The organism is Frigoribacterium endophyticum (assembly GCF_011759585.1).
In the GTDB taxonomy this organism is placed as follows: Bacteria; Actinomycetota; Actinomycetes; order Actinomycetales; family Microbacteriaceae; genus Frigoribacterium; species Frigoribacterium endophyticum.
On record NZ_JAAOYV010000001.1, the window covers coordinates 930161 to 945168 of the forward strand.

The following is a 15008-nucleotide window of genomic DNA, read 5'->3' on the forward strand; positions in this document are numbered from 1 at the left end:
TGACGAGGAGAACCATGCCCGCCATCACCCTGACCGACGTCGTGAAGACGTACCCGCCCCGAGAGAAGGGCGGCGCCCCCCTGACCGCCGTCGACGGCGTGAGCCTCGAGATCGCGGACGGCGAGATCTTCGGCATCATCGGCTACTCCGGGGCCGGCAAGAGCACGCTGGTCCGCCTGATCAACGCGCTCGAGCTGACGACCAGCGGGCGCATCGAGATCGACGGGGCGCCCGTCACCGGGCTGCCCGAGCGCGAGCTGCGCCGGGTGCGGGCCGGCATCGGCATGATCTTCCAGCAGTTCAACCTCTTCTCGTCCAAGACGGTCTGGGGCAACGTGGAGTTCCCGCTGCGGGCCGCCGGGGTGCCGAAGGCCGAACACCAGCGGCGGATCAGCGACCTGCTGCACTTCGTCGGCCTCGCCGACAAGGCCCACGCCAGGCCCGACCAGCTCTCCGGCGGGCAGAAGCAGCGCGTGGGCATCGCCCGGGCCCTCGCCACGTCGCCGCGCATCCTCCTCGCCGACGAGGCGACGAGCGCCCTCGACCCCGAGACGACGCAGGAGGTGCTGGGGCTCCTCCGGCGGGTCAACGCCGAGCTCGGCATCACGATCGTCGTCATCACCCACGAGATGGACGTCATCAAGTCCATCGCCGACCGGGTGGCCGTGATGGACTCCGGCAAGGTGGTCGAGCTGGGCCCCACCTTCCAGGTCTTCAGCGAGCCCCGGGAGGCCTCCACCCGCCGCTTCGTGTCGACGGTCGTCGCGGGCAGCCCCGAGGGCGACGAGCTCGCGGCCCTGCGCCGACGCCACCCCGGTCGGCTCGTGACCGTCAGGGTCTCCGAGGGCGGGGTGGACCAGCAGCACGTGTTCGGGGTCCTGGCCCGGCACGGCGTCTCCTTCGAGATCGTCTTCGGCGGCATCGACGAGATCGCCGGCCGGACCTTCGGCACCCTGACCCTCGCCCTGGCGGGCGACGACGGGGCCGTGGAGGCCGCCGTCGGTGAGCTCGGCCCCGCGGCCACGGAGCTCCTCCCGCCCGCCGCCGTCACGACGCAGAAGGGCCTCTGACCCGTGGACTCCCTCCTCCAGCTCCAGCCGCTGCTCTGGCAGGCGGCCTACGAGACCGTCTACATCGTGGCCCTCACCCTCCTGCTGGGCGGCCTGGGCGGCCTCCTCCTCGGGCTCGCGCTGTACCTCACGCGAGCCGGGGCGCTCTTCGCCAACCGACCCGTCTTCAGCGTGCTGAACGTCGTCGTCAACGTCTTCCGGCCGATCCCGTTCATCATCTTCCTCGCGGCGGCCCAGCCTCTCGCCCGGGCCGTGCTCGGCACCGGCGTGGGCAACACGGCGATCATCTTCACGCTCTCGCTCGCGGCGTCGTTCGCCATCTCCCGCATCGTCGAGCAGAACCTGCTGACCGTCCAGCCCGGCGTGGTCGAGGCCGCGAGGGCCGCGGGCGCCGGCCCGTTCCGCATCATCGGCAGCGTCATCCTGCCGGAGGCGCTGGGGCCGTTGATCCTGGGCTACACCTTCGTCTTCGTCGCGCTGGTCGACATGTCGGCGGTCGCCGGCTACGTGGGCGGCGGGGGGCTCGGGGCCTTCGCGCTCCTCTACGGCTACCGGCAGTTCGACCCGGTCGTGACCTGGGCGGCCGTGCTGCTGATCATCGTCCTGGTGCAGCTCGTCCAGTTCGCCGGCAACGCCCTCGCCCGTCGCGCGCTGCGACGCTGACGGGGGGTCCCGGCGGGGTCGGGCCTGACGGACGTCCGGTCTACAGTGGAGCGCGTGACCGACACGACGACGACTCCCCAGCCCGCCGCGGCCGAAACCGGTCCGATCAGCCCGGCCGAGATGGAGCGCGCGCACCGGGTGCTCGGCACGGTCTCCGAGGCCTTCTCCCGCAAGGTCGTCGGCCAGACGGCCCTGCGCGACACCCTGCTGATCGCCCTGATCACGGGCGGGCACGTCCTGCTCGAGAGCGTGCCGGGGCTCGCGAAGACCACGGCCGCCCAGACCCTGTCGTCGGCGGTCCAGGCCAGCTTCACGCGCATCCAGTGCACGCCCGACCTGCTGCCGAGCGACATCACGGGCACGCAGATCTACGACGCCCAGAAGTCGACGTTCGTGACCCAGCTGGGCCCCGTGCACAGCAACTTCGTCCTGCTCGACGAGATCAACCGCTCGAGCGCCAAGACCCAGAGCGCCATGCTCGAGGCGATGCAGGAGCGCCAGACGAGCATCGGCGGCCGCGTCTACGCGCTGCCCCGCCCCTTCCTCGTCCTGGCGACGCAGAACCCGATCGAGCAGGAGGGCACCTACCAGCTGCCCGAGGCCCAGCTCGACCGGTTCCTCCTGAAGGAGGTGCTCGACTACCCGAGCCCCGCCGAGGAGGCGGAGGTCATCCGCCGCATCGAGGCCGGCGTCTACGACGAGGGCCGGGCCGACGAGCCGACCGGGGTGACGCTCGACGACGTCGTCTTCCTGCAGGAGCTCGCGAAGCGGGTCTACGTCGACGCGTCGATCGTCAACTACGTCGTCCAGCTCGTCTACGTCACGCGGCACCCGCAGCAGTACCTGCCGGCCGGGCTGGCCGACTACGTCGAGTTCGGCGCCAGCCCGCGCGCCAGCATCGCCTTCGTCCAGGGCGCGCGGGCCCTCGCCCTCCTCCACGGCCGCGACTACGTCATCCCGGAAGACGTCAAGCACCTGCGCCACGGCGTGCTGCGGCACCGGGTCATCCTCGGCTACGAGGCCGCCGCCGACGACGTCCGGCCCGAGACCGTCATCGACGCCGTCTTCGGCGCGGTGCAGACCCCCTGACGCCGTGCCGGGCCTGCTGCTCCGGGTGCGCACGAAGATGTCGCTGTTCGCCCACCGACGCACCCTCGACCTGCTCGAGGGCGGCTACGCCTCCGTCCACCACGGGCGCAGCCACGACTTCGACGACCTGCGGGCGTACGTGCCGGGCGACGAGGTGCGCGACATCGACTGGAAGGCCACCGCCCGCCACGGCGAGCCCCTCGTCAAGCGCTACATCGCCAGCCGTCGCCGCCACCTGGTGCTGGTCGTCGACACCGGCCGCAACATGGCCGCCACCGCCGCCGGCGGCGAGACCAAGAAAGACATCGCCGTGATGGCGGCCGGGGCCCTGGGCTACATCGCCGCGCAGCACGGCGACGTCGTCAGCCTGGTGGCGGGCGACGAGTCGGGCACGCGGGCCTACCCCGCCGGGTCCACCGACGCGCACCTCGAGATGCTGCTGCGGCGCGTCGACGAGCGGGTGAGCCTCGAGGCGCCCCGCAGCGACCTGCACGGCGTCCTGTCGTGGGTCGCGCGGGGCGTGCGTCGGCGGTCGATGCTGCTCGTGGTGGCCGACGACGTCGTGGTCGACGAGGTGCTCGAGAAGCTCCTGCGCCGGCTCCGTGCGCAGCACGAGATCCTCTGGCTCACGGTCGGCGACGCCGACCTGATGAGCCGCGCGGGCCACGCGCGCGACCTCTACGACGTCCAGGAGGCCTCGGGGCTCCCCGCGTACCTCCGCGAGAACGGAGCCCTGCGGGTCGCCTTCGACGCCTCGTCCGAGCGGCGGGTCGGCGACGCCGAGCGCCAGCTGCAGGCCCTCGGCATCAGCAGCCAGCGCCTCACCGCCCAGTCGCAGGTCGTCCCCGGTCTCTCCGCCCTGATCGAGAAGCACCGCCGTGCTCGACGATGACGGCTTCTTCGGCCCCTACCAGTACCAGTGGTGGGGGCTCTGGCTCGCCCTCGGCCTCCTCCTCCTGGCGCTCGTCGTGGGGTGGTGGGTGTTCGTGGCGCGGTTCTCGGCGCGACGCCTCCCGCCAGCCGAGCGCGCCGCCCGACGGGCGGCCGCCGTCGACCTCCCGAGCGTCCGGGCCCGGTACCTCGGCCTGGTCGACGAGGTCGAGGCCGCGGCCGCGGCGGGCAGGCTCGACGACCGCGCCGTCCACGGTCGACTGAGCCTTCTGCTGCGCTCCTTCGCCCACGAGACCGCCGGGGTCGACACCCACGTGATGACGTTGGCCGACCTGCGCGAGTCCGACCTGCCGCAGCTCACCGGCGCGGTCGAGGAGTACTACCCGCCCGCCTTCCGTCCGGCGTACCCGGGCGACGCGCGCCACGCCGTCGCCACGGCACGGGAGGTGATCACCTCGTGGGCCTGATCTTCTGGTGGGTGCCCCTCGTGGCGCTCGTCGTCGCGGGAGTCGCGGTCTGGCTCACCGTGCGGCGCCTCCGTCGCGAACGGGGTCGCCTCCGTCGCCTCGGCACGCCCGTCGCGCACAGCGAGCGCCTCACCGAGCTGCCGGTGTACCGCCGGCTGGTGCGCCGGTACCGCGCGCTGCTCGTGGCGGCGCTGGTCGCCCTGGTCGCCCTGGGCGGCGTCGGCGCGCTGCTCGCCGCCCGCCCCTCGTCGACCCAGGTGGTCGAGCCGCCGTCCTACAAGCGCGACATCGTGCTCTGCCTCGACGTCTCCGGGTCGATGACCGAGGTCGACGCCCAGATCGTCGAGACGTTCGCCCAGCTGGCCCAGGGGCTCGACGGTGAGCGGATCGGCCTGACCCTCTTCGACAGCTCTGCCGTGACGGCCTTCCCGCTCACCGACGACTACGACTTCGTGACCGAGCAGCTCCGGCGCTACGGCGCCTCCTTCGACTCCCTCGGCGAGGACGGCACGCGGTACTGGTCGGGCACCGACCTCGGCGAGGGGGCCTCGCTGATCGGCGACGGCCTCGCGTCGTGCGTGCTGGGCTTCGACGGCGGCAGCGAGAGCACCCGGCCCAAGTCGGTCGTGCTGGCCACCGACAACTACGTCAACGGCCAGGCCCTCGTGACCCTCGCCGACGCCGGTGAGCTCGCCACCGAGCGCGACGTGCGGGTCTACGCGCTGAACCCGGCCGACTACTCGTCCGACGCCGTCGCCGACGAGGTGGCGGGGGAGCTCGAGCAGGTCGCCGTCGACACCGGCGGGGCCTACTACGCCCTGAACGACGACGACACGGTCTCCGCGGTGATCGACGCCATCGACGAGCGGGAGGCCGGGCTGTTCACGGGCACGCGCCGGCTCGTCGTCACCGACCGGCCCCAGGGGCTCGTCATCGCGGCCCTGCTGGGCGTCGCGGGCGCGTTCCTCCTGCTCTGGCGGGTGCGGCTGTGAGCGCGGTCGGCACTGTGAGCGCGGTCGGTACGGGGGAGGCGCTGGTCACCGCTTCGACGGGGGTCGCTCGGGCCGTCGTGTTCCAGCCCGTGCTGCCCTGGTGGCTGCTCGCCCTCGTCGGCGTCGCCCTGCTCGGCTTCACCGCCTGGCGGCTCGTCGCGGAGCGGTCGAACCGGCGGCTCGCCCGGGCCTGGGCTCGGCGCCTGGGCGTGGTGGCGCTGCTCCTCGTCGTGGCCGCCCGCCCCGGCCTGCCGGGAGGCTCGGCGGAGGCGTCGGTCGCGCAGGTCAACGTCTTCTTCGTCGTCGACACCACCTCCAGCATCGCGGCGGAGGACTGGGGCGACGGCGAGCCGCGGCTGACGGGGGTCCGCGCCGACGTGGCCGCCGTCACGGAGCAGCTCGCCGGGGCGCGGTTCTCGCTGATCAGCTTCGACAGCACCGCGGTGCTGCGCACGCCCCTCACCGACGACGCGGCCGCCGTGGTGTCGGCGGCCGAGGTCATGAACCAGGAGATCACGACGTACTCCCGGGGCAGCTCGATCAGCGAGGCGAACGAACTCCTCGCCGAGCGCCTGGCCGAGGCCCGCGACGCCGACCCGGCACGGGCGAACGTCGTCTACTACCTGGGCGACGGCGAGCAGACCTCGGGCGACGAGCCGGAGTCGTTCGCCGAGGCGGCCGGCGATGTCGACGGGGGAGCCGTGCTCGGCTACGGCACCGCCGCTGGCGGGCCGATGAAGGTGTTCGACGGGTACGGCGACGAGTACAGCAGCGACGAGTACATCCTCGACCGGACCCAGGCGGGGGAGCCCGAGGCGATCTCGCGCATCGACGAGGACGCGCTCCGCACCGTCGCCGACCAGCTCGGGGTGCCGTACGAGCACCGCTCGGCGGGCACGAGCATCGACTCCGTCGTCGCCGACGTGCGCTCGGGCAGCGTCGCGTCGGACGCGACCCGGTCCGAGTTGGTGACCGACCTCTACTGGATCGCCGCGGTGCCGCTCTTCCTGCTCGTGCTCGTCGACGCCCTCCAGGTCGCCCGCGCCCTGGCGGAGGTCAGGCCCGCCCGGCCTCCCCGGCCCGGGGGCGCCGCCGGCTCCGACCGGCCGCCCCGCGCCTCCGACGCCCGCCGACCCACGACCGGAGCCCGTCCGTGACCGACACCCTGCCCCCGCCCCCGGTCGACGAGGTCGCGCGTGCCCGCGTCGCCGTCCCGGCCCCGACGGTCGAGGAGTACCGGCGCCGTCTGCGTCGTCGTCTCCTCCTGTGGTCGGCCCCGGTCGCCCTGGTCGTCCTCCTCGTCGCGGTCAAGCTGCTGTCGCTCCCGATCGCCGCAGCGCTCACGCAGCAGGCCTACGGCGCCCGTGACTTCGAGCGGGCCGCGTCGCTGACCGGGCCGCTCGGCGTCGCCAACGTCGTCGAGCCCTGGGTGCACCACTTCGACCGGGGCACGGCCTACGCGCAGATCGGCGTGCTCGACGTGGCGCGGCAGGAGTTCGTCACCGCCCTCGACCTCGCCCCCGACGACGACACGGTCTCCTGCGTGATCCGCACCGACCTGGTGCTGACCATCGAGGCGCAGGGCGACGCCGCGCTCCTCGAGCTCCGCTACGCGGACGCCGAGGCGCTGTACGCACTCGGCCTGACGACGATCGAGGAGGCGCCCGAGGGCTGCTTCCGGCCCCCGGAGGACCCGCAGCAGCCCGACACCTCGGAGCCGCTCGACCAGGCCGAGGGACGCCTCGGCGAGAAGGAGCAGCAGGCCCAGGGCGAGCCGGGCGACGGCGACCCGGGCGGAGGCGACGGGAGCGAGCCCGCCCCCGGCGACGGGGAGGAGGGCGACGACGGAGCCGGCGGCCAGACGCCCCTGGAGCAGCTGCAGGACCAGGGCGAGCAGAGCCAGCAGGAGCAGCAGCGCGACCAGGACCGCGAGCGGTACTACGAGCAGAACCCGGGGGACTACGACGGCAAGCCGTGGTGAGGTGCCGCCGCGCCCCTAAGCTGGTCGGGTGTCCACGCGCCTCTCCCAGCTCTTCGTCCGCACCCTCCGAGAAGACCCCTCCGACGCGGAGGTGACCAGCCACCGCCTCCTCGTGCGGGCCGGCTACATCCGCCGTCAGGCGCCGGGCGTGTTCGCCTGGCTGCCGCTCGGCCTCCGCGTCAAGGCCCGCATCGAGGCCGTGATCCGCGACGAGATGGCCGCCGCCGGCGCCCAGGAGGTGCACTTCCCGGCCCTGCTGCCGCGCGAGCCCTACGAGGCGACCGGCCGATGGACGGAGTACGGCGAGGGCATGTTCCGCCTGAAGGACCGCAAGGACGCCGACTACCTCCTGGCGCCCACGCACGAGGAGGTCTTCACGCTCCTCGTCAAGGACCTCTACTCGTCGTACAAGGACCTCCCGCTCACCCTGTTCCAGATCCAGGACAAGTACCGTGACGAGGCACGGCCCCGGGCCGGCCTCCTGCGCGGTCGCGAGTTCACGATGAAGGACGCCTACTCGTTCGACGTCCGCGACGAGGGCCTCGAGCTCAGCTACCAGGCCCAGCGCGACGCCTACGAGCGCATCTTCACGCGACTCGGCCTCGAGTACGTCATCGTCCAGGCCGACGCGGGCGCCATGGGCGGCTCGCGCTCGGAGGAGTTCCTGCACCCGACCGAGGTCGGCGAAGACACGTTCGTCCGCTCGGCCGGCGGCTACGCGGCGAACGTCGAGGCGTTCACCACCACGGTGCCCGCGGTCGTGCCGATCGAGGGCCAGCCCGCCGCGGTGATGCTCGACAAGGCCGACACGCCCACGATCGCCTCGCTCGTGGAGCAGCTCGAGACCGCGCACCCGCGCGCCGACGGCCGGCCCTGGACGGCCGCCGACACCCTCAAGAACGTCGTGGTCGCGCTCACGCACCTCGACGGCACGCGTGAGCTCGTCGTCGTCGGCCTGCCCGGCGACCGCGACGTCGACATGAAGCGGCTCGAGGTCGCGTTCGCCCCGGCCGAGGTCGACGCCGCCGGCGACGCGGACTTCGCGAAGGCGCCCGGCCTGGTGAAGGGCTACATCGGGCCCGGCGGCGCGGGCTGGGGAGCCGGCATCCGCTACGTCGTCGACCCCCGCGTCGTCGAGGGCAGCTCGTGGGTCACCGGGGCCAACATCCCCGGCGTCCACGTCGCGGGCCTCGTCGCCGGTCGCGACTTCGAGCACGACGGCGTCGTCGAGGCGGCCCAGGTGCGCGAGGGCGACCCCGCCCCCGACGGCTCCGGCCCGATCGAGACCGCGCGGGGCATGGAGATCGGCCACGTCTTCCAGCTCGGCCGCAAGTACGCCGAGGCCCTCGGCCTCAAGGTGCTCGACGAGAACGGCAAGCAGGTCACCGTCACGATGGGCTCGTACGGCATCGGCGTGACCCGCATCCTCGCCGTCATCGCCGAGGCCAACAACGACGAGAAGGGGCTCGTCTGGCCCGAGAACGTGGCGCCCTTCGACGTGCACGTCGTGGCCACCGGCAAGGACCCCGTCGTCTTCGAGGTGGCCGAGGCCCTGACCGCCGAGCTCGAGCAGCACCGCCTCGACGTCCTCTACGACGACCGCCCCAAGGTGTCGCCCGGCGTCAAGTTCGGCGACGCCGAGCTGCTCGGCGTGCCGCGCATCGTCGTCGTGGGCCGCTCGGCCGGCGAGGGCGTCGTCGAGCTCTGGGACCGCCGCACGGGCGAGCGCACCCCCGTCACCGTGGCCGAGGCCGTGGCGGCGCTCTCGGCACCGCGCGCCTCCTGACCACCGACACCGCGCCTCCCCGTCGTCCTGACGAGGAGGCGCGGTGTCGTGCGTCCGGGCGGTGCGTCCCCCCGCCCGCACTCGGGTACCGTAGGGGGATGCTGTGTGCGCCACCGCGCGCGCAGCCTGCAGATCTGAACAGTGGAGGCCCTCAGTGGACATCGACCTGAGTGTGTTGCGCCTCATGGAGCGCGAACGCGAGATCCCCTTCGAGGAGCTCGTCGGCATCATCGAGCAGGCCATCCTCACGGCCTACCTCAAGCACACCAACCAGCCCGAGAGCCGCGTGCCCGCGGCCCGCGTCGAGCTCGACCGCAAGACCGGCCACGTGTCCGTCTTCGCCATCGAGCGCGACGAGGAGGGCGCCGTCGTCGGCGAGGCCGTCGACAGCCCGAGCGACTTCGGTCGCATCGCCGCCTTCGCCGCGAAGCAGGTGATCAACCAGCGCCTGCGCGACATCGGCGACGACAAGGTGCTCGGCCAGTTCAAGGGCCGAGAGGGCGACATCGTCGCCGGCGTCATCCAGCAGGGGCCGAACCCCCGCATGGTGCACGTCGACCTCGGCACCGTCGAGGCGATCCTCCCCCCGGAGGAGCAGGTGCCCGGCGAGAAGTACGCGCACGGCTCACGCATCCGCGTGTACGTGACGGGCGTCAGCAAGGGCACGAAGGGGCCGCAGATCACGGTCTCGCGCACCCACCCCTCGCTCGTGCGCAAGCTCTTCGCGCTCGAGGTGCCCGAGATCGCCAGCGGCGTCGTCGAGATCGTGTCGCTGGCCCGCGAGGCCGGCCACCGCACCAAGATCGCCGTCCGGGCCACGGAGGCGGGCGTCAACGCCAAGGGCGCCTGCATCGGCGAGATGGGCCAGCGGGTCCGCGCCGTCACGACCGAGCTGAACGACGAGAAGATCGACATCGTCGACTACTCCAGCGACCTGCCGACCTTCGTCGCGAGCGCCCTGTCGCCCGCGAAGGTGTCGTCGGCGTTCGTCATCGACAAGTCGACCAAGGCCGTCCGGGCCCTCGTGCCCGACTACCAGCTGTCGCTCGCCATCGGCAAGGAGGGCCAGAACGCCCGCCTCGCCGCGAAGCTGACGGGCGCGCGGATCGACATCCAGCCCGACTCGATCCTCGAGGACGACTGAGCTGGATCGTCGACCACGACGCCGGGGGCCGGCGGCGCACCACGCCGTTCGCCCCCGGCGTCTCCCGTCCCGCGACCCGAGGGGGTAAGGTGGAACCCGTCAGAACGTGCATCGGCACTCGAACGCGCGCTCCGCGGTCCTCACTCGTGAGGATCGTCGTCCGAGACGGACGCCTGGTGGTCGACGAGACCGCCTCGCTCCCCGGGCGGGGTGCGTGGTTGACGCCTTCGATGGAGGCGTTCGAGTCAGCAGTGAAGCGCAGGGCCTTCCGCCGTGCGTTCCGCCTCGACTCGGACCCCGACTCGCAGGAGCTCCGCGACCACCTCGTGGCACGGACCACTCCCGATGCACCACCCCGAGTTCCACCACGACCACTAGCCCAGACAGAACAGGCTGACAGGCACATGGACAACTAATGAGCGGCTCGAAATGAGACCCGTCCAGAACTGACGGCTCCACCCTGATCGGGCGGGGCCCGAGACAGGAGAACTGTGGCTAAACCACGCGTACACGAGATCGCCAGCGAGCTGGGGATCGACAGCAAGACCGCACTAGAGAAGCTCAAGGAGATGGGCGAGTTCGTCAAGGGCCCGTCCTCCAGCGTCGAGCCCCCCGTCGCCCGCAAGCTGCGCCAGGCGTTCGCCGGTGCCGCTTCGGCGTCGCCCGCACCCAAGGCGCCCGCCAAGCCCGCCACCGCGGCGTCGTCCTCGGCTCCCAAGCCGGGAACTCCCCGTCCCGCGGCGCCCACCCCCAAGCCCCCGGTCGCCGAGCAGCCCGCTGCTCCGGAGCCCGCTCCCGTCGCCGCCGAGCCCGAGGCGGAGGCGGCACCCGCCCCCGTCGCGCCGCTCACCGTCGCCGAGCGTCAGGCCCAGGCAGAGGCGCAGCGAGCCGCCGCCGCCGCCGAGGCCGCCTCCGCCCCCGCGGCGGACGCCGTCAAGCCCGGTGCCGCCGGCCCCAAGCCCGGTGGCCCCCGCCCCGGTGCCCCGCGCCCCGGCAACAACCCCTTCGCCAGCAACCAGGGCATGGGTCGTCCCAGCGCGCCCCGTCCCGGAGGCTCCGGCGCCGCGAGCAGCATGCCGCGCCCCGGCGGCGCCGCGGGCCCCCGCCCGATGGCTCCCCGTCCCGGTGCTCCCCGTCCGGGCGCTCCGCGCCCCGGCGTGGGCGCAGGCCCCCGCCCCAACGGCTTCGGACAGCGTCCGGCCGGTGCCGGTGCTCGTCCCGGCGGTGCCGGCGGCGGGTTCCAGCGCCCCGGCGGCGGCGCCCCCGGTGCCGCGGGCGGCTTCCGCCCCGGCTTCGGCGCTCCCCGCCCCGCGGGCGGCGGCGGCGGCCGTGGTCGTGGCCCCGGCGGCGGCACGGCCGGCGCGTTCGGCCGCGGTGGCGGCAAGAGCAAGGCACGCAAGTCGAAGCGGACGAAGAGGGCCGAGTTCGAGATGCGGTCGGCGCCGTCCCTGGGCGGCGTCAGCGTCCCCCGCGGCGACGGCAGCACGATCGTCCGTCTTCGTCGCGGTGCGTCCATCAGCGACTTCGCCGACAAGATCGACGCCAGCCCCGGCAACCTCGTGACCGTGCTCTTCCACCTCGGTGAGATGGCCACGGCGACGGAGTCCCTCGACGAGGCCACCTTCCAGGTGCTCGGCGAGGAGCTGGGCTACAACATCCAGGTCGTCTCGCCCGAGGACGAAGACAAGGAGCTCCTCGAGGGCTTCGACATCGACCTCGAGCAGGAGCTCGAGGACGAGGACGAGTCCGTCCTGCAGATCCGTCCCCCCGTCGTGACCGTCATGGGCCACGTCGACCACGGTAAGACGCGACTCCTCGACGCGATCCGCAACGCCAACGTCGTGGCCGGTGAGGCGGGTGGCATCACCCAGCACATCGGTGCCTACCAGGTGTGGGCCCCGCACGAGGGCGTCGAGCGCGCCATCACCTTCATCGACACCCCGGGCCACGAGGCGTTCACCGCCATGCGCGCCCGTGGTGCGCAGGTCACCGACATCGCGATCCTCGTGGTCGCCGCCGACGACGGCATCATGCCGCAGACGGTGGAGGCCCTGAACCACGCCCAGGCGGCCAACGTGCCGATCGTGGTCGCGGTCAACAAGATCGACAAGGAGGGCGCGAACCCGGCGAAGGTCCGGCAGCAGCTCACCGAGTACGGTCTCGTCGCCGAGGAGTACGGCGGAGACGTGATGTTCGTCGACGTGTCGGCGCGTGACAACAAGAACATCGACGCCCTCCTCGAGGCCGTCCTGCTCACGGCCGACGCGGGCCTCGACCTGCGGGCGAACCCCGACAAGGACGCCCGAGGCGTCGCGATCGAGGCTCGACTCGACAAGGGTCGCGGTGCCGTCGCCACGGTGCTCATCCAGTCGGGAACGCTCCGCGTCGGAGACGCCATCGTCGCAGGCACGGCCTACGGCCGCGTCCGTGCGATGGTCGACGAGAACGGCGACGCCGTCGACGAGGCCTACCCGAGCCGGCCCGTGCTGGTCCAGGGCCTGTCGAGCGTTCCCCGCGCCGGCGACACCTTCCTCGTCACCGAGGAGGACCGTACGGCCCGTCAGATCGCCGAGAAGCGCGAGGCCGTCGAGCGCAACGCGTCGCTGGCCAAGGCCCGCAAGCGCATCTCGCTCGAGGACTTCACCCGTGCCCTCGAGGAGGGCAAGGTCGAGGCGCTCAACATCATCATCAAGGGCGACGTGTCCGGTGCCGTCGAGGCGCTGGAGGAGTCGCTGCTCAAGATCGAGGTGGACGACAGCGTGCAGCTGCGCATCATCCACCGGGGCGTGGGCGCCGTCACCGAGAGCGACGTCAACCTCGCCACGGTCGACAACGCGGTGATCATCGGGTTCAACGTTCGCCCCGACACGAAGGCCCGGGAGCGCGCTGCTCGCGAGGGTGTCGACGTCCGCTTCTACTCGGTCATCTACGCGGCCCTCGAGGACATCGAGAACTCGCTCAAGGGCATGCTCAAGCCCGAGTTCGAGGAGAAGCAGTCCGGTGTGGCCGAGATCCGCGAGATCTTCCGCTCGTCGAAGGTCGGCAACATCGCCGGTGTCATCGTGCGATCGGGAACGATCACCCGGAACGCCCGTGCTCGGGTCATCCGCGAGGGCGTCGTCGTCGGCGACAACCTGGCGATCGACTCGCTGCGTCGCTTCAAGGACGACGTCACCGAGGTGCGGACGGACTTCGAGGCCGGCATCGGCCTCGGCAAGTTCAACGACATCCAGATCGGCGACGAGATCGAGACCATCGAGATGGTCGAGAAGCCGCGGGTCTGACCCCGGCGTCACAGCACTGAACGAGGCCCCGCCCCGACTCCGGTCGGGGCGGGGCCTCACCCCTCACCGCTCGCCCTGAGCGGACCAGCAGAAGGAGCCCGACATGGCTGACCCGCAGCGCGCCCGCAAGATGGCCGACCGCATCAAGGAGATCGTCGCTCGACGCCTCGACAAGGGCATCAAGGACCCGCGTCTCGGCTTCGTCACGATCACCGACGTCAAGGTGACGGGCGACCTCCAGCACGCCTCGATCTTCTACACGGTCTACGGCACCGACGAGGAGCGCCGCGACACCGGCGCCGCCCTCAAGTCCGCGACCGGCATGCTCCGCAGCGAGGTGGGCAAGAACATCACCGCGCGCCTCACCCCGAGCATCGAGTTCATCCTCGACGCCCTGCCGGAGAACGCGGCGTCCATCGACCGCCTCCTGCAGGAGGCGCGTCAGCGTGACCAGGAGAGCCAGACCATCGCCGCCACGGCCGAGTACGCCGGCGACGCCGACCCGTACGTGAAGCCGCGTGACGAGGACGACTACGACGACGAGGAAGACGACGACGCTCTCGTGGTCGACGACGCCGAGCCCGCGCCGTCGGCCGACGCCCCCGCGGGCGACGCCCCGGTCGGCGACGGCTTCGTCGAGCCGGACGGCGGCACCCGCTGACCTGAGGCGGCGGCGCCTCGCGTCGTCAGCTCGGCAGTTCCCAGCCCTCGTCGGCGCTGCCCGTGACCAACCCGTCACGGAGCAGGCCGGCGAGGGCTCTGTCGCGCTGGGCGGCGTCGGGCCACACCGTCGTGATCTCCGCGGCGGTGACGGGCACGTCGCTCGCCCGCAGCTCCGCCATGACGAGCCCGCGCACCTGGCGGTCCGATCCCTCGAACTTCGCCTGGGTGCGGAGGCGCGGCCCGACGTGCGCCGGGCGTCCGGCGAGGACCCACGCGCACTCCGCGATCAGGGGGCACTCGTCGCAGCGGGGCGAGCGGGCGGTGCAGACCAGGGCACCCAGCTCCATCACTCCTGCGCTGACGACCCGCGCCTCCTCTCGGTCGAGGGGCAGCTGAGCCTCCATCAGCGGCAGGTCACGACGGGCCGACGGCGCCCAGGGCTCGGCCAGGCCCTCGACGGCACGGGCCAGGACGCGACGCACGTTCGTGTCGACGACCGGGTGCCGGTGCCCGTAAGCGAAGACGGCGACGGCCCGGGCCGTGTAGTCGCCGACCCCGGGCAGCGCCAGGAGGTCGGGCACCTCCTCGGGGACGACTCCGCCGTGCCGCTCGGTGATCGCCACGGCGGCGGCGTGCAGCGCGAGGGCGCGACGGGGGTAGCCCAGGCGGTCCCAGGCGCGGACGGCGTCGGAGGCGGGGGAGGCGGCCAGGTCGGTGGGCGTGGGCCAGCGCTCGAGCCACTGCCGGAGGCGCGGGACGACGCGGACGACCGGCGTCTGCTGGAGCATCACCTCGCTGACGATCGTTCCCCACGCGGTGAACCCCGGCCGGCGCCAGGGCAGGTCCCGCCCGTTCTCGCGGAACCAGGCGGCGACGGGGGAGGCGAGGGGCACCGGACGATCCTAGGCCGCGCGCCCTCGACGGAGGCGCGCCCTCCCCAGGCGCGGTGCCCCGGTCGTCGTCCCCAGAGCCGGGGGC

14 protein-coding genes are annotated in these 15008 nt (G+C 72.7%); 13 read left to right on the top strand and 1 reads right to left on the bottom strand.

Annotation, left to right across the window (positions count from 1 at the left end; translation table 11 throughout):
- The first annotated feature begins 14 nt into the window (after window positions 1-14).
- The 13 genes from FHR77_RS04330 (at window position 15) to rbfA (ending at window position 14028) form a co-directional block, all read left to right on the top strand.
- Window positions 15-1070 carry a methionine ABC transporter ATP-binding protein gene (locus FHR77_RS04330; protein WP_167258974.1) on the top strand — a complete coding sequence of 352 codons (1056 nt, stop codon included), beginning with the start codon at window positions 15-17 and terminating at the stop codon, window positions 1068-1070.
- A gap of 3 nt (window positions 1071-1073) precedes the next feature.
- On the top strand, window positions 1074-1733 hold the full coding sequence (locus FHR77_RS04335) for a methionine ABC transporter permease (RefSeq protein WP_056054022.1): 660 nt from the start codon (window positions 1074-1076) through the stop codon (window positions 1731-1733).
- A gap of 120 nt (window positions 1734-1853) precedes the next feature.
- Window positions 1854-2822 (top strand): AAA family ATPase, encoded by a 969-nt coding sequence (locus FHR77_RS04340; protein WP_056055824.1) that lies wholly within the window; start codon window positions 1854-1856, stop codon window positions 2820-2822.
- Window positions 2823-2826: 4 nt separating this feature from the next.
- Complete coding sequence (locus tag FHR77_RS04345; protein ID WP_167258975.1) at window positions 2827-3714, top strand: DUF58 domain-containing protein; 888 nt, start codon at window positions 2827-2829, stop codon at window positions 3712-3714.
- A complete protein-coding gene (locus FHR77_RS04350; protein WP_167258976.1) occupies window positions 3701-4180 on the top strand; it encodes a hypothetical protein in 480 nt (159 codons plus the stop codon). Before FHR77_RS04345 ends, FHR77_RS04350 begins: the two co-directional genes overlap by 14 nt.
- Window positions 4171-5172: a VWA domain-containing protein gene (locus FHR77_RS04355; RefSeq protein ID WP_167258977.1), complete on the top strand. Its 1002-nt coding sequence runs from the start codon at window positions 4171-4173 to the stop codon at window positions 5170-5172. Before FHR77_RS04350 ends, FHR77_RS04355 begins: the two co-directional genes overlap by 10 nt.
- A gap of 14 nt (window positions 5173-5186) precedes the next feature.
- Window positions 5187-6329, top strand: coding sequence for a VWA domain-containing protein (locus FHR77_RS04360; RefSeq protein WP_167258978.1), 1143 nt, complete (start codon window positions 5187-5189; stop codon window positions 6327-6329).
- Window positions 6326-7153: a hypothetical protein gene (locus FHR77_RS04365; RefSeq protein ID WP_167258979.1), complete on the top strand. Its 828-nt coding sequence runs from the start codon at window positions 6326-6328 to the stop codon at window positions 7151-7153. Before FHR77_RS04360 ends, FHR77_RS04365 begins: the two co-directional genes overlap by 4 nt.
- A gap of 28 nt (window positions 7154-7181) precedes the next feature.
- On the top strand, window positions 7182-8939 hold the full coding sequence (locus FHR77_RS04370; RefSeq protein WP_167258980.1) for a proline--tRNA ligase: 1758 nt from the start codon (window positions 7182-7184) through the stop codon (window positions 8937-8939).
- A 154-nt stretch (window positions 8940-9093) separates the two neighbouring features.
- Window positions 9094-10083: a transcription termination factor NusA gene (gene nusA / locus FHR77_RS04375; protein WP_056054040.1), complete on the top strand. Its 990-nt coding sequence runs from the start codon at window positions 9094-9096 to the stop codon at window positions 10081-10083.
- Between the two features lie 89 nt (window positions 10084-10172).
- Entirely contained in the window at window positions 10173-10499 is a 327-nt protein-coding gene (locus FHR77_RS04380) for a YlxR family protein (protein ID WP_167258981.1), read from the top strand.
- A 75-nt stretch (window positions 10500-10574) separates the two neighbouring features.
- A complete protein-coding gene (gene infB, locus FHR77_RS04385; RefSeq protein WP_056054044.1) occupies window positions 10575-13367 on the top strand; it encodes a translation initiation factor IF-2 in 2793 nt (930 codons plus the stop codon).
- Window positions 13368-13470: 103 nt separating this feature from the next.
- Window positions 13471-14028: a 30S ribosome-binding factor RbfA gene (rbfA, locus tag FHR77_RS04390; protein ID WP_167258982.1), complete on the top strand. Its 558-nt coding sequence runs from the start codon at window positions 13471-13473 to the stop codon at window positions 14026-14028.
- 25 nt (window positions 14029-14053) lie between these two features.
- On the opposite strand, the gene FHR77_RS04395 is transcribed toward rbfA, so the two are convergent.
- Entirely contained in the window at window positions 14054-14923 is an 870-nt protein-coding gene (locus FHR77_RS04395) for an HhH-GPD family protein (protein ID WP_167258983.1), read from the bottom strand.
- Window positions 14924-15008 lie beyond the last annotated feature (85 nt).

What these genes read in the sequence shown, in the direction of transcription:
- FHR77_RS04330 (WP_167258974.1), top strand. Translation starts at nt 15, where the DNA reads ATGCCCGCCATCACCCTGACCGACGTCGTGAAGACGTACCCGCCCCGA.
- FHR77_RS04340 (WP_056055824.1), top strand. Translation starts at nt 1,854, where the DNA reads ATGGAGCGCGCGCACCGGGTGCTCGGCACGGTCTCCGAGGCCTTCTCC.
- rbfA (WP_167258982.1), top strand. Translation starts at nt 13,471, where the DNA reads ATGGCTGACCCGCAGCGCGCCCGCAAGATGGCCGACCGCATCAAGGAG.